Below are 18,967 nucleotides of genomic sequence, written 5' to 3'. Positions count from 1 at the left end.
GTCGCCAACCTGCACAAGGCGGCGAACCTGCGCGACGCGGTGGACGACGCGGACCTCGTCATCGAGGCGGTGCCGGAACGGATGGACATCAAGACCTCGCTGTTTGACCAGCTGCACCGCTCCGCGCCGCCGCACGCCATTCTGGCCACCAACACGTCGTCGCTCAGCATCAGCCGCATCGCCGAGGCCACGGGGCGGCCGGACCGGGTGATCGGGCTGCACTTCTTCAACCCCGTCCACATCATGAAGCTGCTGGAGGTCGTGCGCGGTCGCGAAACCTCGGTGGAAACGCTGGATGCGGCGCTGGATTTCGCGCGGCGCATCGGCAAGGAGCCCATTGTGGTGACGGACACGCCGGGGTTCGCCTCGTCGCGGCTGGGCGTGATCCTGGGGCTGGAGGCCATGCGGATGGTGGAGCAGGGCGTCGCGAGCCCGCAGGACATCGACAAGGCGATGGAGCTGGGCTACAACCATCCCATGGGCCCGCTCAAGCTGACGGACCTCGTGGGGCTGGACGTGCGCCTGGGCATCGCCGACTACCTGCACGGCGAACTGGGCGGCGACCAGTACCGCGCCCCCGACCTGCTTCGGTCGATGGTGGCGGAAGGCAAGCTGGGCAAGAAGAGCGGCCAGGGCTTCTACGACTGGACGCAGGAGGGCCGGTGAGCACGTACGAAACGCTGCTGGTGGATCAGGATGGCGCCGTCGCGGTCCTCACCATCAACCGGCCGGAGAAGCGCAACGCGCTGAGCGCACAGGTGCGCGCCGACCTGATCGCCGCCCTCGACGCGCTGCGCGATGACGAGTCCGTGCGCGTGCTGGTGATCACCGGCGCGGGCGAAAAGGCCTTCGTCGCGGGCGCCGACATCGCCGAATTCGCGGAGCGCACCCCGCTGCAGCAGCGCGCCACCATGACAGGCCGGCGCGTGTTCGACGAGATCGCCGCGTACCCCAAGCCCGTGATCGCCATGATCAACGGCTTCTGCCTGGGCGGCGGGTGCGAGCTGGCGCTAGGGTGCGACATGCGCATCGCGGCGGATACGGCCAAGCTGGGCCAGCCGGAGATCAACCTGGGGATCATTCCCGGAGGCGGGGGAACGCAGCGCCTGCCGCGCGTGGTCGGGATGGGCCAGGCGATGCGGCTGGTGCTCTCCGGCGAGCTGATCGACGCGGCGGAGGCGCTGCGCATCGGGCTGGTGGACGTGGTGCACCCCGCGGCCGAGCTTCGCGAGCGGACGATGGCGTTCGCGCGGGGGATGGCGTCCAAGTCGCCGGTGGCGCTGCGCATGGCCAAGTCCGCCGTCCGCGCCGCCGCCGACATGCCGCTCGCCGCCGGGCTGCAGTACGAGACGGAGCTGTTCGTCACCTGCTTCGCCAGCGACGACAAGCGCGAAGGCGTCGCCGCCTTCCTGGAGAAGCGCCCGGCGGAGTTTACAGGGCGCTGACGTTCCGGTCGCTGCAGGGCGTCGTCTGGTGCGGGGCGCGGGGTTGGCTCGGGCCCAGGCTGGATCCTTCGGTCGCGCACGGCTTCAGCGCGGCGGACACTGCGGCGCACGCTCCCTCAGGATGACAGCGCATCTGCGCTTAACTCCTTTCTGTGCTTACGGTTGTCATCCTGAGGAGGCGCCGGACAATGCGTCCGCCGCGCCGCTGACTGGCGCCGACGAAGGATCTACTCCTCGCCGAGCCAACTGTGCGATCCGCACGGCACCAGCCGCAACGGTCCGTCATCGACACGAAAAAGGCGGGCCCGCCCACAACCGGGGCGGCCCGCCTTTTTGTCATCGACCCAAAACGCGCGTCAGGCGACGGGGCGCAGCAGGGCGCTCCACCACTCTTCTTCCTCGTCGATCCGTTCCACCCGGAAACCGGCGGCCTCGGCGTCGCGGATGACGTCGGGCGACTCGGTGCGCAGGATTCCGCTCACGATCAGCCGTCCGTCCGCCGAGCCGCCCAGCGCCTCGCGGAACGCGGGGAGCAGCGGGCGGATCACCCCGCTCAGGATGTTCGCCAGCACCAGGTCGAACCTGCCCAGTTCCCGCAGCAGCGGCGCGTCCGCCATCGCCTCGATGATGCGGATGGACTCGGCGCCGTTCCCCTCCAGGTTTTCGCGCGCGTTGATGTTCGCGTCCGGATCGTACTCCACCGCGATCACCTCGCCCGCGCCCAGCCGCGCCGCCGCGATGGCCAGAATGGCGCTCCCCGAGCCGATGTCCACCACGCGGTCGCCGGGGCGCACCGCGTCATCCAGCAGCCGCAGGCACCCGCGCGTGGTGGCGTGCTCCCCCGTGCCGAACGCCATCTGCGGATCGATGTCGATCACGATCTGCCCGGGGCGCGCCTCCCACTCCGTCCACGTGGGCTTCACCACCAGCCGCTCCGTCACCTGCCGCGGCCCCAGCCCCTGCTTCCACTTGAGCGCCCAGTCCTCGTTCTCCTGCCAGCGCCACTCCACCTCCGGCGCGGCGGACTCCGGAAGCTCGTCCGCCAGTTCCGCCCGAAGCGCATCGGCAAACGCGTCCGCGTCGGTGGGCGGCGCCACGTACGCCACCACCCCGCCCTCCGCCTCCAGCACCGTTCCGCCCCCATGCGGCCCCAGCACGTCGGCCGCGAGCGGAAGAAGTTCGGGATCCGCCACGCGGACGGTCACCACCAGCCAGCGATCGGGAGCCGTCACGCCGCGAACGCGTCCTTCACGCGATCCCAGAACTTCTTGCCCCCGCCGCGGCGGCTGCCGGGAACCGGGCCCTCCAGCTCCGAAAGCTGCCTGAACAGCGCTTCCTGCTCCGGCGAAAGCTCCGTGGGCGTCCACACGTGAATGCGGATGTACTGGTCGCCGCGCCCGCCGCCGCCCAGGTGCGGCAGCCCCTTGCCGCGCAGCGTCATCACCTCGCCGCTCTGCGTGCCGGCGGGAATGCGCAGCTTTTCATCCCCATACACGGTGGGCACGTCCAGCTCCCGCCCCAGCGCAGCCTGCGTGAAGCTGAGCGGCAGGTCGTAGATCAGGTCGCTTCCCTCGCGCTGGAACCGCGCGTCGTCCTCCACCTCGATCACCGCCAGCACGTCGCCGCGCGGGCCGTTACGCGGCCCCACGTTGCCCTTGCCGCGCAGGGTCAGGTAGTTGTCGGTGCTCACGCCGGCGGGGATCTCCACCTCCACCGTGGTTTCGCCGCGCTGGCGGCCGTCGCCGTGGCACACCTTGCACGGGTTCTTGATCGTCTTGCCCTCGCCGTGGCAGGTGGGGCACACGGACGCGCTCATGAACTGGCCAAACACGCTGCGCTGCACCGTGCGCACCTGGCCGGCGCCCTGGCAGGTGCCGCAGGTCTGCACGCCGCCCTCGTCGGGGGTGCCGCTGCCCTTGCAGGTGTCGCACGGGTCCAGGGTGCGGATGCGCACCGTCTTCTTGACCCCCGTGGCCACCTCGTGCAGGGTGAGGGGCACGCGGATCTGCAGGTCCTTGCCCTTCTGCGCCCCGCCGCGGCCGCCGCGCCGCTGCCCGAACATGTCCTCGAAGCCGCCGAAGTCGCGCATGAAGATGTTCAGCGCGTCCTCAAAGCCGAAGCCGCCAAAGCCGCCGGCCTGCCCGCCGCCCGCGCCGCCGCGTTTGACGCCCGCGTGGCCGAAACGGTCGTACAGGGAGCGCTTGTCGGAGTCGCGCAGCACCTCGTACGCCTCGGTGCACTCCTTGAACTTCTCTTCCGCCTCCGCGTTTCCGGCGTTGCGGTCGGGGTGGTACTGCATGGCGAGCTTGCGATACGCCTTCTTGATCGTTTCGCCGTCCGCCGTTTTTTCCACCCCGAGAACTTCGTAGTAGTCTCTCACCGTGGTGCTCATGACCGTTCCTGCCTGCAATCGGGAAGCGCGGCACCGGGTGCGGTGACGCGCGAGTTCATCGAATCCGTGCTTCTGGTCCTGCCCGGCGCCGTCCGAAAACGTGCCGTCCGCCGTCCGTCTCCCCTGCCCTACATCAGCAGGTCCGACACCATGGACGACGTCGTCTCAACCAGGGCGATCACGCGCTCGTACGGCATGCGCGTGGGCCCGATGACGCCGATGACGCCCTTGAGGCCGTTGGCGTGGTACTCCGACGTCACCAGCGTAAACCCGCTCAGCGCCGGGTCCTGGTGCTCCACGCCGATGGTGACGCGCAGCCCCTCGCCGCTTCCCCGCCCCACCACCGCGCTCTTGAGCAGGTCGCGCCGTTCCGTGAGGCTGATGAGCGAGCGAAGCTGCTCGCCGCTGCTGAACTCCGGCTGCTCCGCCAGCACCGAGGCGCTCCCCAGGTGCAGGTCGTCCGGCTCCGCGGGCGCGAACCACTCGTCGGCGGACTGCAGAAACACGTTCAGCAGTTCCGCGCCGGGGCGGTCGGACGGCACCGAGTCGCGCAGGCGGTCCGGCAGCGTCGCGCGGATCTCCCGCAGCGAGTGCCCGGCCAGCCGCTCGTTCAGCACCCCCGCCACCGCGGCCAGCGTGCTGGGCGGAATGACGGCGGGAACGTCCACGAACACGGTGCGCACGCCGGCCGCACGCAGCGACATCACCAGCAGCACCTTGGCCTCGCTGAGCGGGATCAGGTCCAGCCGCTCCAGCGTGGCTTCTTCCAGCCGCGGCGCCACGGCAATCCCCAGCTCCTGCGTGAGCAGCCCCAGCACCTGCGCGGCGCGGCGAAGCAGCCGCTCCACCGCGGCCCCGTCGCCGCCCTGGGCCAATTCGTGGCGCAGCGAGGTGCGCTCCGCGGCGGAAAGCGGCGGCCGCTGCATCAGGCTGTCCACGTACAGCCGGTAGGCGATGTCCGTGGGAACGCGCCCCGCCGAGGTGTGCGGATGATACAGGTAGCCCTTGTCCTCGAGGTCGCTCATGGTGTTGCGCACCGTCGCCGCGGAAATGCCGAGATCGAACCGGCGAGCCACGCTGCGGCTGCCGGCCGGTTCGGCCGTTTCCACGTAGGTGCGAATCACCGCCTCAAGGATCTGGTGCTCGCGCTCGTTGAGTGGTTCTCCCGTATTCATCTGCGGCCAGGGGGCCCGGAAATCACGCGCAAAAACCCGTTCAATCTGCCCCCGTGCGCAAGGGGCGTCAACCCGCGCCCCCGCATGAACTTGCCGGGGGAACGAACGTGTGGTGCCGCCGGCCCGTCCCCACCCGGGTTGAGGGCAGTGCAAATCGCGGGGCGCGGCGCGCCCGCCGTTCCGGCGCGGAATGCGCCACCCGCGCCGGTGCGCAGCCGCGGGACTGTCAAAGCTGCAGGACCGGCGCGTCGGTTTCCGCCGCCGCGGCCAGCCGCACGGCCAGGTCGTCCAGCAGAAGCCAGCCGCGCACCGTCAGCCGCACGCGCCCGCCGCGCTCCTCCGCCAGCCCGCCGCCAATCCACTGGTCCGCCAGGCTGCGGACGGCCGGCCCGGCATCCTCCATCGGCCACCCCGCATCCGTCCGCAGCCGCAGCCAGGCGCGCTCCAGCCCGGCCGTTTCCTCGTCCACCGTCTCCACGTCTTCCGTGGGAGACTGCCCGGCGAGCAGGCGGGCGCGGTACTCGTCCCAGGAGCGCACGTTCCACCGGCGCAGGGGCGGATGGTAGCCGTGCGCGCCGGGGCCGAGCGCGGCGTACGGCTCGCCCGTCCAGTAGACGAAGTTGTGGCGCGAGCGGAGGCCGGGAAGGCCGAAGTTGCTCACCTCGTAGTGCTCGAAGCCGGCGCCCGTCAACGTGTCGTGGGCCAGCGTGTACTCGTCGGCGTAGCGGTCGTCGTCCGCCAGCGCCTCGCGCCCCTCACCCACCCAGCGCCCCAGCGGCGCCGCGGCTTCGGCCGTCAATCCGTAGAGCGAGACGTGCTCCGGTTCCAAGAGCAGCGCGCGCATCAGGTCGTCGCCCCAGTCGCGCCCCAGGCGGGCGGGAACGCCAAAGATCAGGTCCACGCTCACGTTGCCGAACCCGGCGTCGCGCGCCGCGCCGAACGCCCGCGCCGGGCCGTCCGGCCCGTGCAGCCGCCCCATCCACTTCAGCGTGGGCTCGTGAAACGTCTGCGCGCCCAGCGAGATGCGGTTCACTCCTGAAAGCCGCCACCCGCGCGCCACATCCGGGGTGAAGCTTTCCGGATTGGCCTCGCAGGTCCACTCGGCCGCGTCGTCCCACGTGGCCCAGGGCGCAAGGCGGTCGCGCAGCGCGGCCATGGCGTCCGGCCCCAGCAGCGAGGGCGTTCCCCCGCCCACGTACACCGTGTCCAGCCGCAGCGGCTCCGTCCACCCATTCTCGTCGGACAGGAGCCGCAGTTCCGCCGCGACCGCGTCCAGCCACTCCGCCGTGGGCGCCTCGCGCGTGGCCTGCACCGCGAAGTCGCAGTACGAGCAGCGGCGCGTGCAGAACGGCACGTGAATGTACAGCGACCGCGGGCGGCCGGTGTGCGAAGCGGGAGCGTACGACGGATCGGGCACGGCGCCGGGGTTCAGTGGAACGGTGACTCGGGTGATGGATGGGCGTACCCACACGACACCGGAAGCCCGCATCCGTTCCCGATTTCCGCCCCCGTGAACGAGTCCACCCCCGCTCAGCGGAGGCGGAACTGCTTGCCGGGGAGGGCTTCGGCCAGGTCGCGCAGTTCCAGGCCGAGCAGCGCGGTGAGCGTGCCGGAGGTGCCCAGCCCGGCGGCGATGGCGACCTCGTCCACATGACGCGCATCCGGAGACAGGGCGGCGAACACGCGAGCCTCGTCCGGCGCCAGGTCCGGCGGCGCGACCGGGGCGGCGGACGGCGCGGGCGGCATCGCCTCCACCGGATCCGGCGCGTTACCCACGCCGTGCAGTTCCTCCAGGATGTCGCGGGCGCCGGTCACCAGCCGCGCGCCCTCCTTGAGCAGCTGGTTGGTCCCCGCGCTGGCGGCAGAGCCGATGGGCCCGGGAACGGCGAACACGTCGCGCCCCAGCTCCAGCGCGAACTCCACCGTGTGGCGCGCCCCGCTCTTTTCCCCCATCTCCACCACCAGCACACCGGCGGAAAGCGCCGCGATCAGCCGGTTGCGGCGGGGAAAGTTGCCGGCCAGCGGCTCCTCGCCGGGCGCGAGTTCGGTGATCAGCAGCCCGTGCTTGATGACGCGCGCAAACAGGGCGCGGTTGTCCGGCGGATACACGCGGTCAATGCCGTGCCCCAGCACGCCGATGGTGGGGCCGCCGGCCTGCAGCGCCGCCGCGTGCGCCACCGCGTCGATGCCGCGCGCCATTCCGCTCACGATGGCGTACCCGGCGCGCGCCAGGTCGGACGCGAGACGATGGGCCGCGCCGCGCCCGTAGTCCGTGGGCGCACGGGTGCCCACGACGCCCACGGCGGGGAGCCCCAGTTGCTCCAGGCGCCCCGCGGCGTACAGGACGAAGGGCGGATCGGGGAGGCGGCGAAAGGCGTCCGGGTACAGCCGGTCGTGCGGGGTGAGGGCGACGGCACCCATGTCGGCCAACGTGCGGAGGGCTTCGCGGGCGCGCGCCCGGCCCGCGGGGGTGGCCGCCTGCGCAATGCGGGCGGCGAACTCCGGCCCGATCCCCTGCACCGTCGCCAGCTCGCGCGTGGACGCGGCCAGTACGCGCGCCACCGTGCCGAAGCGGGCGAGCAGCGCGGCCACGCGGCTGGGCCCGATGCCCGGGACGATGGCGAGGCGGAGATGTTCTTCCAGCGCGGCAGAATCCAGAGCCATGGCGGGACGTGGACGCGGAACGGCCGGCGGACGGGGTGCAGCCGGCGGGGAGGTGGACCCGCCAAAGCTACCACTCCGGCCAGCCGGCCGCGAGACGTTCACACCCTTCTGAGGACACGAAATACCACCTGTGTCCCCACCGGAGCGGTCATGGCCGCCAGGGTTCCGGTTCCCCTTCGTCCAGCGAACGCTCCTCTTCCGACACCCGTGCGGCGGTGGTCCACAGCGCTTCCAGCAGCGGATCCAGCCCGCGCTGCGCCACCGACGAGATGACGAACTGCCCCCACGCGTCCGGCGCGTCCACCCGCGGCTCCGGCCAGTCGGGCGGAAGCAGGTCAGCCTTGGTAAAGATGACGCAGTGCTTCTTGGTGGCCAGCTCCTCGGAGTATTCGCGCAGTTCGCGCACTAGGCGGTCGTACTCCTCCTGGGGCTCCAGCGCGTCGCCGGGGATCATGATGGCCAGCGTGCGCGTCCGCTCGATGTGGCGCAGGAACTGGTGGCCCAGCCCCTTGCCCTCGTGCGCGCCCTCGATGATGCCGGGGATGTCGGCCATGACGAACGACCGGTTCCCGGACAGCTGCACCACGCCCAGGTTGGGCGTCAGCGTCGTGAAGGGGTAGTCGGCCACCTTGGGTGTGGCGGCGGACACGGAGGCCAGCAGCGTGCTCTTGCCCGCGTTGGGCTCGCCCACCAGCCCCACGTCGGCGATCAGCTTGAGCTCCAGCGCCAGGCGGCGCTCCTCGCCGGGCTCGCCGGGGTCGGCGCGGCGTGGGGCCTGGTTGGTGGCGGTGGCGAAGCGGGCGTTCCCCCACCCGCCTTTGCCGCCACGGGCCACGACCATCTCCTCGCCCTCGTTCAGCAGGTCGCCCAGGATCTCGCCGGTATCCAGGTCGCGCACCACGGTGCCGGGGGGAACACGGAGGTACAGGTGCTCGCCGCTGCGACCGGTGCAGTTTACGGCGCTCCCCTTCTGTCCGGGCTCGGCCTTGTAGTTCTGACGGTAGCGGTAGTCCAGCAGCGTGTTGAGCTGCTTGTCGGCGCGCAGCACCACGTCGGCGCCGCGGCCGCCGTCGCCGCCGTCGGGGCCGCCGCGGGGGGTCATCGATTCGCGCCGCATGGACGAGGCGCCGCCGCCGCCGTCGCCGGCCTTCACATTGATCTCAGCGTAATCCAGAAACACCGGCTGTCCTCACGTCCCGTAACAAGTGCAATCGCGGAGAAACCGTCTGCTTTCCGCGTTCTTTTCCGTCCGTCTCGTCCGATTGGAGATCAGGGATGCAGGGATCGTGCGGGGGACCGCTGCGGAGCCGGCCGGGGCAACGGTACTGCTGTTGCCCCACCCGTCTCCTCCGCGGGGGCGGCGAGCCTCCTCGGCGCGCCACGGTCCCGCCCGTGTCCGTCTGCATCCGTGCGGGCGCGCCTGCGGGGTCTCCCCGCCCGCTCCGGGAGCCTCGCGCCCGTCATCCATCCGAAAAGCGACGCTCCCGCCCGCGCGAGTCTCCCTCCGCCCCGTTTCTCAGGTGGAAAAGACGAACAGCCGCCTCACGGGGAGGCGCAGACACGGAGCAGAAGCCAGTCGCCCGCATCGTCTACTTTCGTACTTTCGTACTTTCGTACTTCCGTCCCCGCACTCACGCACCCAGCACTCACGCACTTCCGTTCACGCCCCCCCGCTCCCGGATCTCCCCCCACAACCCCCGCACCGCCGCCGCGCGCTCCTCTGAAAGCTCCGCGCAGGCGATCTCCACCGCCTCGTCCACCTCGGCGACGGAGGCGCCGGCGTTCAGCGAGCCTCGCAGGTGCGAGTGCAGCTGGCGCGGCACGTTCCACACCGCCAGCAGCGCGGCGATGCACAGTTCGCGGGTGCGCAGGTCCAGCCCCGGCCGGCCGATCACCCGGCCGTAGCCGCCCGTCACCATCCACCCGTCGAATTCCGGGTGCAGGCCGCTGACGTTCTCCCGCAGCTTGGCGTAGTTGGCGCCGTAGACCGTCGCGCACACCCGCTCGCCGCGCGCCTCCCACCCCGGCGGATCCTCGCCCAGCGCCGCGGGGGCCGCCGCGCCGGACACCTCGCGCCACACGGCCAAGGCATTCAGCGCGTCGGGAAAGCCCACGAACAGGTGCGACTGCAGCAGCACCTCGTCCACCTCCTCCGTCCGCGCGACACCCGCCGCATCCGCCAGCGCCGCGCGCACCCGCCCCGCGTCGCGCGTGGCGAGGGCGGCGGCCACGCGCAGCAGTGCGCGGCGTGCCTCAGGCATCCGCCGCGCGCAGCCGGATGCGGGGGCGCACCTCGCCCGTCACCTCGCCTCGCGTGTTGCTGATCTCGCGGAACACGTGGCGGTGCAGCGCGCCGAAGTCGTCCTCGCTGATCAGGTCCATCTCCCGCAGCACGCCCGCGATGGCCGGGGCCACGGCGCGCGTGGAGCCGTCTTCCACCTTGATGGCGATCCCCAGCTCCGCGCCGGGGCTCCCCACGCAGTACACGCCCTCTGCGCCCACCTTTGCGAACAGCCGCCCCTCGGTGACGCGAGAGATCGCGGTGCAGATGCGCCCTTCGCCCGCCACCATCTCCGGGTGCGCCGCCATGGCCTCCACCACGGTCGCCGGGCCGCGCTCCCCCGCGCGGGCGGCGGAGGCGAGGGAGGCGTACGCCTGCGCCATCTGCCGCAGCGGGAGCGCGTAGCACACCACGCCGCATCCGTCCACGCCCAGGCCGATGGCCTCCGCGGGCATCTGCACCCACCGGGCGATCTCCGTCAGCAGGCGGGCCTGCACGGGGTGCTCCACGCGCTGGTAGCCGTCCGTGTCCCACCCGCGCGCGCGCGCCACCGCCATCATCCCCGCGTGCTTGCCGGAGCAGTTGTTGTGCAGGCGCCCCGGCTCCAGCCCCTGCTCCTCCAGCTCGCGCCGCGTCTCCGCGTCAAACGGGGCGTGGGGGCCGCACGCCAGCGCGTCGCCGGTCAGCGCCAGCTTTTCCAGCAGCCCTTCCACGATCTTTACGTGCGCCGCCGTTCCGGAGTGCGACCCGCAGATCACCGCCAGCTCCGCCGCCGTGATGCCGAAGCGGTCAAAGGCGCCGTCGTCCACCACGGGAAGCGCCTGCAGCGGCTTGGCCGCGCTGCGCCAGAAGGTCACCAGGTCGGGGTCGCCGGACGAGCCGCGCAGCGTGCCCTCAGCGTCCACCACGGCCACGTGCACGCGGTGGCGGCTTTCCAGCACCGCACCGCGCGTCACCTCCACCACGCTTTCCAGATCAGACATGGGCAGACGGGTTTCCGTCGGTTCAGGGTCATGCGGCCCGCCGCAGGGGCCGGCCGCCAGTCCGCATCGCACGCCGCGCCCCGCGCGCCGGGGTTGAAAACAAGCGGAGGAAGGGCACGCGTGCACCCCTCCTCCACTGCGGTCCTGCCCGCCGCGATCGCGCCGCGGCGGCCTCGACGTCTTACCGGCCGCGGGCCGCGGCGCCGGCCGGCCGGGCCTGCTGCGCGGCGCGCAGCAGGGCGGCCTGGTTGGGCGCGTCGCGCAGCAGGCGAATGGCCTCCTGCAGCACCCGGTCCGTCACGTCGTCGCGCACGGCGGCCACGGAAGGGCCGAACTTGCTGCGCGCGATCTCGCCCGTGAGCTGCGCGTCGATGAAGCGCTGCGCACCCTGGAACGTTTCCCAGGTCATGGTTACGCCGGCCGCCTGCAGCCGGTCGTAGAAGGCGCGCCGCATCTCCGGCGTCACGGCGAAGTCCTGCCGCAGCTCCGGGTGGGCCCGCTCGTACGCGACCGAGTAGCCGAACAGCGCGTCCTGGTACTTGGCGGCGCTGCGCGAGGCCACGCGGATGAACTCTTTTTCCGCCGCGTTGGCCGTGTCCTGCCGCACCACCAGGTCGGGGACGATGCCGCCGCCGCCGTACACGGTGCGGCCGCTGTCCGTGCGGTAGGGCACGCGGCGCGTGGTGTCCGTCGTTACCGGCGCTCCGTCCACCCCCACCGCGGCGGTGTCGGCGTGCGCGGCGGCGGCGTCCTCAGTGTCCTCGTTGCGCGAGTGGTCGCGCTGAATGCTGCGCCCTACCGGCGTGTACCACTTGGCCGTGGTCATCTTGAGGAAGTTGCCGCCCGAGAGCGGGAACAGCGACTGCACCGAGCCCTTGCCGTACGAGCGGGTGCCCAGCACCAGCGCGCGGTCGTGGTCCTGCAGCGCGCCGGCCACGATCTCCGCGGCGCTGGCGCTGTACGCGTCCACCAGCACGGCCACGGTGAGCCCTTCGTACGACTCTTCCGTGCGGGCGCGGAACGTCTCGCTTTCCCGCGGGTCGCGGGCGCGGGTTTCCACCACCGCCTGGTTGGGCTTCAGAAACAGGTCGGATACGCTGATTCCCTGGTCCAGCAGCCCGCCGGGGTTGCCGCGCAGGTCCAGCACCAGCGAGCGCATCCCCTCTCCCTTGAGCTTTTCGATGGCGGCGCGCAGCTCGGTGGTGCTCGTTTCGCTGAACATCACCAGGTTGGCGTAGCCGATGCCCGGCGACACCATGTACGCGTACGGCACCGAGCGGACGTGAATCTGCTCGCGGGTGAGCGTAAAGGTAATGGGCTGGTCCACCCCCACCCGCTGCATGCGGATGGTGATGGGGGTGCCGCGCGGGCCGCGCAGCTCCTTGACCGCCTGGTCGTCCGTCCACCCCTGGGCGCTCTTGCCGCCGATCTCCACGAAGCGGTCGCCCACACGGACGCCCGCGCGCTCGGCCGGCGTTTCCGGCAGCACGCCCACCGCGGTCACCCAGCCGTCGCGCGACGAGATCTGGATGCCCAGTCCGCCGTACTCGCCGCTGGTCTGCAGGTGCAGCTGCGCGTACTCGTCGGCCGACATGAAGGTGGTGTGCGGGTCGCCCAGCTCCTGCAGCAGCCCCTTGATCGCCTTCTCGTACAGGTCCGAGGACGACTGCGGCTCCACGTAGCGAGTCTCGACGTAGTTCATCACCTCGTCAAAGAGCCGCGCCTGGGCAAACACCGACTGGTCGCTCTGCACGCCGTGCTGCAGCAGCCAGCCGCCCGAAACCAGGGCGACGCCAGCCACCAGCGCGGGCGCGACGACGGTACGCTTCAGCTTCATTGAATCCCTCGAGTCCTGCCTGAGGTCAAATTCCCGTCCGGGATGGGCGCGCACCGGTCCGGGCGCGCATGGCTGATTCCTGATAACCTGCCCCGCGGGAAAGGTTTCGGTCCCGCTGCTCCGCATGATCCCGGCCAAGGGGATGAAGTGCGGAGTGCGGAGGAAGTGCGTGAGTGCGGTGTGCGTGAGTGCGGAGGGGCCGCGGCGCGAGGCACGCCCCCGAGCGCATCGGCCACCGCGAGTTCCTTTCGGCGGGCCCGCACTCAGCACTCAGCACTCAGCACTCAGCACTCAGCACTCAGCACTCAGCACTCAGCACTCAGCACTCACGCACTTTCCTTTACTCTCTCCGGGAGCACGAAATGAAACCGCGCTCCCGCGCCGGGGCGGCTCTGCACCCAGATGCGCCCGCCGTGGGCTTCCACGGCCAGCTTGCAGAAGGTGAGGCCCAGCCCCGATCCCGCCGCCGCGCCGGTGGGCGCGTCCGGCTCTGCCTGGCCGTACTTGCGAAAGATCAGTTCCTGGTCCGTTTCGGCGATGCCGGGGCCGCTGTCGGCCACCGTCACCTGCACCCCCGCCGGATCCTGCGAGCGCACGGCGGAAATGCGCACCTGCACCCCGGGGCCGCCGTGGCGCAGCGCGTTCCCCACCAGGTTGGCGACGACGCGCCGAACCATCCCCTCGTCCGCGCGCATGGCCACCCCCGCGGGCGCATCCACGGTAATGCGGGCGCGGTCGCGCTCGGCGCGCACCTGCCACCCGGCCGCCACCTCGCTCAGCAGCCGCGCCGCGTCCACCTGCCGCACCTGCGGGCGCACGCCGGGGTCGTCCAGCCGCGCCAGGTCCAGCAGATTGTCCACCAGGCGCAGCAGGTCCGTCCCCTGGTCGCGCGCATCGTTCAGCAGGCGGCGCTGCGGCTCGGTGAGCGGGCCGGCGTCGCCGTCCACCACCATCTCCAGCCCCGCCATGATGCCGGTGAGCGGCCCCTTGAGGTCGTGCACCACCATGCGCGCCAGGTCGTCCTTGAGCGCCTCCACCTCGCGCAGCCGCCGGTAGCTCACCGCCAGCTCGTCCTGCGCCGCCTTGAGGCGCAGCAGCGAGCGGATGCGCGCCACCAGCACGGGGCGGCTGAACGGCTTGGTCAGGAAGTCGTCGCCGCCGGCCTCGATCCCCCGCACCCGGTCGTCCGCGGCCGACAGGGCGGTCACAAACACGACGGGGATGCCCGCCGTCTCGGTGTCCGCCTTGAGCGCGCGGCACACCTCGAAGCCGTTCATCCCCGGCATCATCACGTCCAGCAGGATCAGGTCCGGCCGCCGCTCGCGGGCCACGGCCAGCGCCGCGGCCCCGCTTTCGGCGCCCAGCGTACGGTAGTCCAGCGCTTCCAGCAGGTCGCGCAGGATCTCCACGTTGGCTGGTTCGTCGTCGACAACCAGCAGCAGCGGCGCGGCCGCCCCGCTCACCGGCCCAGCAGCGACAGCGAAAACGCCACGCGCCAGAACGATTCGTCGATCCCGGCCGCGTCACCCCCGCGCATGCCCCGCTCGCCCGACAGGTTCAGGGTGGCCTGCCCGCCCCCGATCACCACGCCCAGCCCCGCCGTGAGCGCGCGCTCGTCGGCGAACTCGCCCGTGCCGTAGCGGAACGGGAGCTGCGCCCAGCGCGCGCCCAGCCGCACCGGCAGCGGCCGGTTCAGAAAGCGCAGCCCGCTGTACTCAATGCCGCCGCCCGCCTGCATCACGTCGCGCGCCTGGTCGGCGGTCACGAAGTTCTCCCCCGCGGCCGACCACCCCGACCACCGCACCGAGGCGGCAAGGCGCGTGGCCTGCGAAATCTGCGCGCTGGCCCCGCCGTCAACGGTGAGCGGCAGGGCGTAGCTGCGCTCCGTGCCCACGCTGTCCTTGGGCGCGGCGGTCAGGTCGCCCGCGGCCGTCACCGCGGCGGAAACGGTGAACGCCGGGGCCCGGTACCGCGCGCCCGCCGTGAACCCCAGCCCCTGCCACTCGTACTGCGTCCCCGTGGCGCTGGGGAACAGGACGCCGATCTCGTTGGGAAACACGCGCGACACGCTGTCGTTCACCGCGCCCGTGTACACGTCCACCCCCACGCCCACATCCAGCCGCGGGCGCACGTGGTACGCCAGCCCCGCGCGAAAGCGCGACACCGCCCCGCGCGACAGGAAGCGGTCCTGCGCAAACCGGTTCTTGCCGGAGATCATGACGCTGTCCTCGCGCACGGCCGACCAGTTCTGGTCCAGCACCGCGCCGTACCCCACCGTCACCACCGCCCGCGGTCCGGCCGGGAACGCGGCCTCGATGGCGGGAAAGCGCGTGGTGTTGAAGTCCAGCCCGTCGGACCCGCCCGCCGGCTTCCCCTGCAGCACGTCCGTCTGCAGGGTGATGGTGAGCCCGGCGGCCGGCAGCCCCGCGGCGTCGGCCACGTTCACCAGCGACAGCGACGGCTCCGGCAGCCCCAGCGCCACGTACCCCATCCCCCGGGACCGGGCGTCGATGGGGTCCAGCAGGTACCCCAGCCCGGCGGACGACAGCAGCGACTGCGCACCCGCGGGCGCGGCGGAAAGCGCGGCGGCCAGCAGCGCGGCGCCTCCCAGATGAAAGCGGCTCATGGCAGTGTGCGGCGGGCGCGGATGGTGTACACGATGCGCAGCAGGGGATCGGACCGGAAGAACGACACCCCGAACGACGAGGGCGCGTTTCCGAATCCCTCGCTCACCAGCGCAAAGGCGGTGGGAAGGTCGGCGTTCACGGCCGAGGCGAAGCTCAGCGCGGTGATGGACACCGCCACCGTGGAATCGGCCCCGTTGAAGCGGGCGGCGGGCTCTTCGCTCACCACCGCGCCCAGCGGCGCAAACCGCCCCAGCTCCGGCTCGCTCACCCGGCGCAGCCGCAGCGGCACCGTTCCCAGCAGGTCGAACCCGTTGGGCACGTCCACCGCGCGCAGCACCAGCGCCACGCTGTTCAGCTCCACCTGCGAGAGCGGAACGGTGCCGCAGGTGGCGCCGCTGGCACAGGCGGGCACCTGCTGGCGCGTGTTCACCTCCAGCAGCGTGCGCGCGGAGCGGATGCCGCCCACGGCAAAGGCGCCGGCCGGCGGGTTGGGCTGGTCGGGGGTAAAGAGCCCCGCCTTGGCCCCGGAGTTCACCGTGGTGGTGATGGTGGTGTCGCGGGCCGCCGCGCTGTCCGGCCGCACGGCCGCGCGCAGCTGCAGCCCCGTAAGGCGCAGCCGCGACCCCGGCGCGGTGGAGGTGATGATGACGCCCGGCGACAGCGAGTCCGACAGCGCCCGCACCGCCGCCGCGGGAATGCTGAAGACCACCGAGTCCGGGCCGCCCGGCGAGCGGACCGCCTGCGCCAGCAGCGCGCCGCGGGTGCCGCCCGGCTCGCGCCACGGGGTGCGCACGCCGTTGGTGTCCGCGCGCAGCTCCCAGGTGGCGGAGCCCGGATCCCACGACTCCGCGGCCGCGTACACCGACAGCGTCACCCGCTCGCGGGTGGAGGCCAGCGTGTCGAACCGCGCCACCAGGTTGCTGGCCAGGTAGGTGAAGGTGCTGTCCGTGCGCTGCCCGTTGGCGCCGCGGTAGGTCACGCTGGTGGGAAAGCCGTTGAACCGCGTGAGGGCGTGGGCGTACAGCCCCTCGTAGTTCTCGGCGATCTCCACGAACGGCGCGTCCGAGGCGTCGGTGTAGCCGCTGTAGGTGCCCAGCACCCGCAGAAACTGCGAGGCGGGAACCAGCACTTCGCGCGTGACCGGCGTGGTGCCGGGGGGAAAGGCTTCGTCGCCCGAAAGCGTGGGCGTTTCATCCGAACAGGCCGCCACCGCCGACAGCGCGGCGGCGATCAGGCCGGACAGCAGAATACGGCGTTGCATCCGTCTCAGGGGGTCATGCGTTTGGGCGCGGAGGCCCTTCAAAAGCGCGGCGGCCGCGGGCCAGTGAAGCCGGCCCAGGCCGCCGACGCGCCGTCTGCGATTGTGTGCTGCTACGCGAATCAGGGGGTTCGCGTTCCGTCCGGTGCCACGTACACCCGCGGAAGCCGGGTTCCCAGCCCCGTCAGGACCTCGTACGAAATGGTCCCCACGCGGGCGGCCACCTCGTCCACCGTGATGCTTTCCCCGCCGTCCGTGCCGATCAGCGTGGCCGTTTCTCCGGCCTCCACCGGCCCGGGGACGTCCGTGAGGTCCACCACCGTCACGTCCATGCTGATGCGGCCGATGATGGGGACCCGGCGGCCCCGCACCAGCGCCTCGCCCCCCGCGGGGGAAAGCCGCCGCGGCAGCCCGTCGCCGTACCCGATGGAGAGCGTGCCCCACCGTTCGCGGCGGGTGGCCGTGTAGGTGGCGCCGTATCCGCAGGTGGAGCCGGGCTCCACCTCGCGCACCAGCGCGATGCGGGCCCGCAGCGAGGCCACCGGCTCCGGCTCCGCGCCGGGCCCGGCCGACCCGCCGTAGAGGAAGATCCCCGGGCGCACCACGTCGCCGCCGAACCCGCCGCGGCGCACCGCCCCGGCGCTGTTGGCGCTGTGCAGCACCCGCCGCCCCGCCCCGGGAGGCAGAAGCTCCAGCGCTCGCTGGAACAGCGCCTGCTGGCGGTCCGTGGGCTCCGGCTCCGGCTCGTCCGCGGAGTGGAAGTGCGTGAAACACCCTTCCCACTCCAAAAGGTCCGCCGCCGCGCGGGCCACCTCGGCTCCCCACGCGGCGGCGTCCGCCGCGGCAAAGCCGGCGCGGCCCATCCCCGTATCAATCTCCGTGTGGAACGCCAGGCGGCGCCCCTCGTCCTTCGCGGCCTGCGCCCAACGCCGCACGGCATCGATTTCGGACAGCGCGGGGGTGAGCCCGGCGCGGGCGGCGCGCGCGTACTCGCCCGGGGGCATGGGGGCGAACACCATCACCCGCCCCCCCCACCCCAGCGCGCGCAGCGCCTCGCCCTCGCTCACCGCGGCCACGCCCACGGCCCAGAGCTCGTGGGGCGCGGCCTCGCGGCGCACCATCTCCAGGACGGGTCCCATCCCCAGTCCGTATGCGTTGGCCTTGAGCATGGGCACCAGCGCCGAAGCTCCGGCGGCGTCCTTGACGCGCCGGAGGTTGCGGCGCAGGGCGCCCTCGTCCACCTCTACCCAGGCCCGGGAAACCCCGGTTGACGGATCAGACACAAGCCGCGTATTCTAGGCCCATCGTGAGTGCATCGCAAGCTGAAAACCCCGCCCCCCGCGACGCTTCCGGGGTTCTGGACCGCGCCCTGGCGCTGGTTCGGTTTCTGCGCGCCCACTGCCCGTGGGACGCCGCGCAGACGCCGGCCTCGCTCACGCGCTTTCTGCTGGAGGAGGCGCACGAGGTCGCGGGCGCCATCGCCGCCGGCGACGCCCGCGCGCTGGAAGGCGAGCTGGGCGACCTGCTGCTGAACGTGGCCTTCCAGGTGGTGATCGGCGAGGAAACGGGCGCGTTCGACAGGGAAAGCGTGGTCGCGGCGCTGGAGCAAAAGATGCGCCGCCGCCATCCCCACCTGTACGGCCTGGGCCCCGCCGAGCCGTGGGAGCAGATCAAGGCCCGCGAGCGCGCCGGCCGCCCCGCCGGAGGCATTCTGGACGAGGTGCCCGGCGGGCTGGACCCCCTCCTCCGGGCCTATCGCGTGCAGGAGCGGGTGGCCCGCGTGGGGTTCGACTGGCCGGACCCGGGCGGCGCGCTGGACAAGGTGGCCGAGGAAACGGACGAGGTGCGCCGCGAACTGGCGGAGGGCGACCCCGACCGGCTGGAAGACGAGCTAGGCGACCTGCTCTTTGCCGCCGTGAACCTGGTGCGGCTGGCCGGCGCGCACCCCAGCGCCGCGCTGGCCCGTGCCAACGCCAAGTTCGAGCGCCGGTTCCGCGCCCTGGAAGGGGTGGCCCGGGAGCGTGACATCGTGGTCGCCGAGTCGTCACTGGAGCAGCTGGACGTCCTGTGGGACGAGGTCAAGCGCCGCGAGCGCCAGGGGGCGGCGTGAACCGCGCCCGCTCCCGCGGCTCCCTTCACGAACGCCCATGAAGCTGCGGCAACGGATCGTTCTGGCCCTGGTGGGCATCTCCGCCATCCTCATTCTCCCCGCTGCGTACGCGCTCTGGGCGCTGCGGCAGGTGCACGACATCGCCCAGACGCTGGACGCGCGCGACGTGGAGGCCACGGACGCGTACGGCGACCT

At 72.1% G+C, this 18,967-nt stretch carries 16 protein-coding genes; 3 read left to right on the top strand and 13 right to left on the bottom strand.

Going from position 1 to position 18,967, the window contains the following annotated elements:
• Positions 1-666: 3-hydroxyacyl-CoA dehydrogenase family protein (locus VF665_RS22650; protein ID WP_331055752.1), on the top strand; the 666-nt coding region annotated here is incomplete at its 5' end.
• Entirely contained in the window at positions 663-1,445 is a 783-nt protein-coding gene (locus VF665_RS22645) for an enoyl-CoA hydratase/isomerase family protein (protein WP_331055751.1), read from the top strand. The genes VF665_RS22650 and VF665_RS22645, both read left to right, overlap by 4 nt.
• Before the next feature lie 356 nt (positions 1,446-1,801).
• On the opposite strand, the gene VF665_RS22640 is transcribed toward VF665_RS22645, so the two are convergent.
• The 13 genes from VF665_RS22640 to alr all read right to left on the bottom strand — a co-directional run bounded on the left by VF665_RS22640 (position 1,802) and on the right by alr (position 17,945).
• Positions 1,802-2,677: a 50S ribosomal protein L11 methyltransferase gene (locus VF665_RS22640; RefSeq protein ID WP_331055750.1), complete on the bottom strand. Its 876-nt coding sequence runs from the start codon at positions 2,675-2,677 to the stop codon at positions 1,802-1,804.
• Positions 2,674-3,837 carry a molecular chaperone DnaJ gene (dnaJ, locus tag VF665_RS22635; protein WP_331055749.1) on the bottom strand — a complete coding sequence of 388 codons (1,164 nt, stop codon included), beginning with the start codon at positions 3,835-3,837 and terminating at the stop codon, positions 2,674-2,676. The genes VF665_RS22640 and dnaJ overlap by 4 nt, the downstream gene beginning before the upstream one ends.
• A gap of 128 nt (positions 3,838-3,965) precedes the next feature.
• Positions 3,966-5,012: a heat-inducible transcriptional repressor HrcA gene (gene hrcA, locus VF665_RS22630; protein ID WP_331055748.1), complete on the bottom strand. Its 1,047-nt coding sequence runs from the start codon at positions 5,010-5,012 to the stop codon at positions 3,966-3,968.
• 226 nt (positions 5,013-5,238) lie between these two features.
• A complete protein-coding gene (gene hemW / locus VF665_RS22625) occupies positions 5,239-6,429 on the bottom strand; it encodes a radical SAM family heme chaperone HemW (RefSeq protein ID WP_331055747.1) in 1,191 nt (396 codons plus the stop codon).
• A 113-nt stretch (positions 6,430-6,542) separates the two neighbouring features.
• Complete coding sequence (gene dprA / locus VF665_RS22620) at positions 6,543-7,676, bottom strand: DNA-processing protein DprA (RefSeq protein ID WP_331055746.1); 1,134 nt, start codon at positions 7,674-7,676, stop codon at positions 6,543-6,545.
• Positions 7,677-7,824: 148 nt separating this feature from the next.
• Positions 7,825-8,856, bottom strand: a complete 1,032-nt coding sequence (obgE, locus tag VF665_RS22615) for a GTPase ObgE (RefSeq protein WP_331055745.1) — start codon at positions 8,854-8,856, stop codon at positions 7,825-7,827.
• 466 nt (positions 8,857-9,322) lie between these two features.
• The gene (locus tag VF665_RS22610) at positions 9,323-9,937 is read right to left on the bottom strand and encodes a carboxymuconolactone decarboxylase family protein (RefSeq protein ID WP_331055744.1); all 615 of its coding nucleotides are present in this window, start codon (positions 9,935-9,937) and stop codon (positions 9,323-9,325) included.
• Entirely contained in the window at positions 9,930-10,940 is a 1,011-nt protein-coding gene (locus VF665_RS22605; protein WP_331055743.1) for an asparaginase, read from the bottom strand. The genes VF665_RS22610 and VF665_RS22605 overlap by 8 nt, the downstream gene beginning before the upstream one ends.
• A gap of 181 nt (positions 10,941-11,121) precedes the next feature.
• Entirely contained in the window at positions 11,122-12,777 is a 1,656-nt protein-coding gene (locus tag VF665_RS22600; protein WP_331055742.1) for a S41 family peptidase, read from the bottom strand.
• Between the two features lie 326 nt (positions 12,778-13,103).
• Positions 13,104-14,240 carry a response regulator gene (locus VF665_RS22595; RefSeq protein WP_331055741.1) on the bottom strand — a complete coding sequence of 379 codons (1,137 nt, stop codon included), beginning with the start codon at positions 14,238-14,240 and terminating at the stop codon, positions 13,104-13,106.
• Positions 14,237-15,403, bottom strand: a complete 1,167-nt coding sequence (locus VF665_RS22590; RefSeq protein ID WP_331055740.1) for a hypothetical protein — start codon at positions 15,401-15,403, stop codon at positions 14,237-14,239. Before VF665_RS22590 ends, VF665_RS22595 begins: the two co-directional genes overlap by 4 nt.
• Positions 15,400-16,665: a hypothetical protein gene (locus VF665_RS22585; RefSeq protein ID WP_331055739.1), complete on the bottom strand. Its 1,266-nt coding sequence runs from the start codon at positions 16,663-16,665 to the stop codon at positions 15,400-15,402. The genes VF665_RS22590 and VF665_RS22585 overlap by 4 nt, the downstream gene beginning before the upstream one ends.
• Positions 16,666-16,784: 119 nt before the next feature.
• The gene (gene alr, locus VF665_RS22580) at positions 16,785-17,945 is read right to left on the bottom strand and encodes an alanine racemase (RefSeq protein ID WP_331055738.1); all 1,161 of its coding nucleotides are present in this window, start codon (positions 17,943-17,945) and stop codon (positions 16,785-16,787) included.
• Positions 17,946-17,968: 23 nt separating this feature from the next.
• On the opposite strand from alr, the gene mazG reads away from it, so the two are divergent.
• Positions 17,969-18,772 (top strand): nucleoside triphosphate pyrophosphohydrolase, encoded by an 804-nt coding sequence (gene mazG / locus VF665_RS22575; protein ID WP_331055737.1) that lies wholly within the window; start codon positions 17,969-17,971, stop codon positions 18,770-18,772.
• The last annotated feature ends 195 nt before the right edge of the window (positions 18,773-18,967 follow it).

Source organism: Longimicrobium sp. (assembly GCF_036387355.1).
Taxonomy (GTDB): Bacteria; Gemmatimonadota; Gemmatimonadetes; order Longimicrobiales; family Longimicrobiaceae; genus Longimicrobium.
This window is presented reverse-complemented; position numbering and strand designations above follow the sequence as displayed.

Bases quoted from the DNA above. Each gene is read 5' to 3' on its own strand.
- dnaJ (WP_331055749.1), bottom strand. From the start codon at position 3,837: ATGAGCACCACGGTGAGAGACTACTACGAAGTTCTCGGGGTGGAAAAA.
- hrcA (WP_331055748.1), bottom strand. From the start codon at position 5,012: ATGAATACGGGAGAACCACTCAACGAGCGCGAGCACCAGATCCTTGAG.
- dprA (WP_331055746.1), bottom strand. From the start codon at position 7,676: ATGGCTCTGGATTCTGCCGCGCTGGAAGAACATCTCCGCCTCGCCATC.
- VF665_RS22610 (WP_331055744.1), bottom strand. From the start codon at position 9,937: ATGCCTGAGGCACGCCGCGCACTGCTGCGCGTGGCCGCCGCCCTCGCC.
- VF665_RS22605 (WP_331055743.1), bottom strand. From the start codon at position 10,940: ATGTCTGATCTGGAAAGCGTGGTGGAGGTGACGCGCGGTGCGGTGCTG.
- VF665_RS22600 (WP_331055742.1), bottom strand. From the start codon at position 12,777: ATGAAGCTGAAGCGTACCGTCGTCGCGCCCGCGCTGGTGGCTGGCGTC.
- VF665_RS22590 (WP_331055740.1), bottom strand. From the start codon at position 15,403: ATGAGCCGCTTTCATCTGGGAGGCGCCGCGCTGCTGGCCGCCGCGCTT.
- VF665_RS22585 (WP_331055739.1), bottom strand. From the start codon at position 16,665: ATGCAACGCCGTATTCTGCTGTCCGGCCTGATCGCCGCCGCGCTGTCG.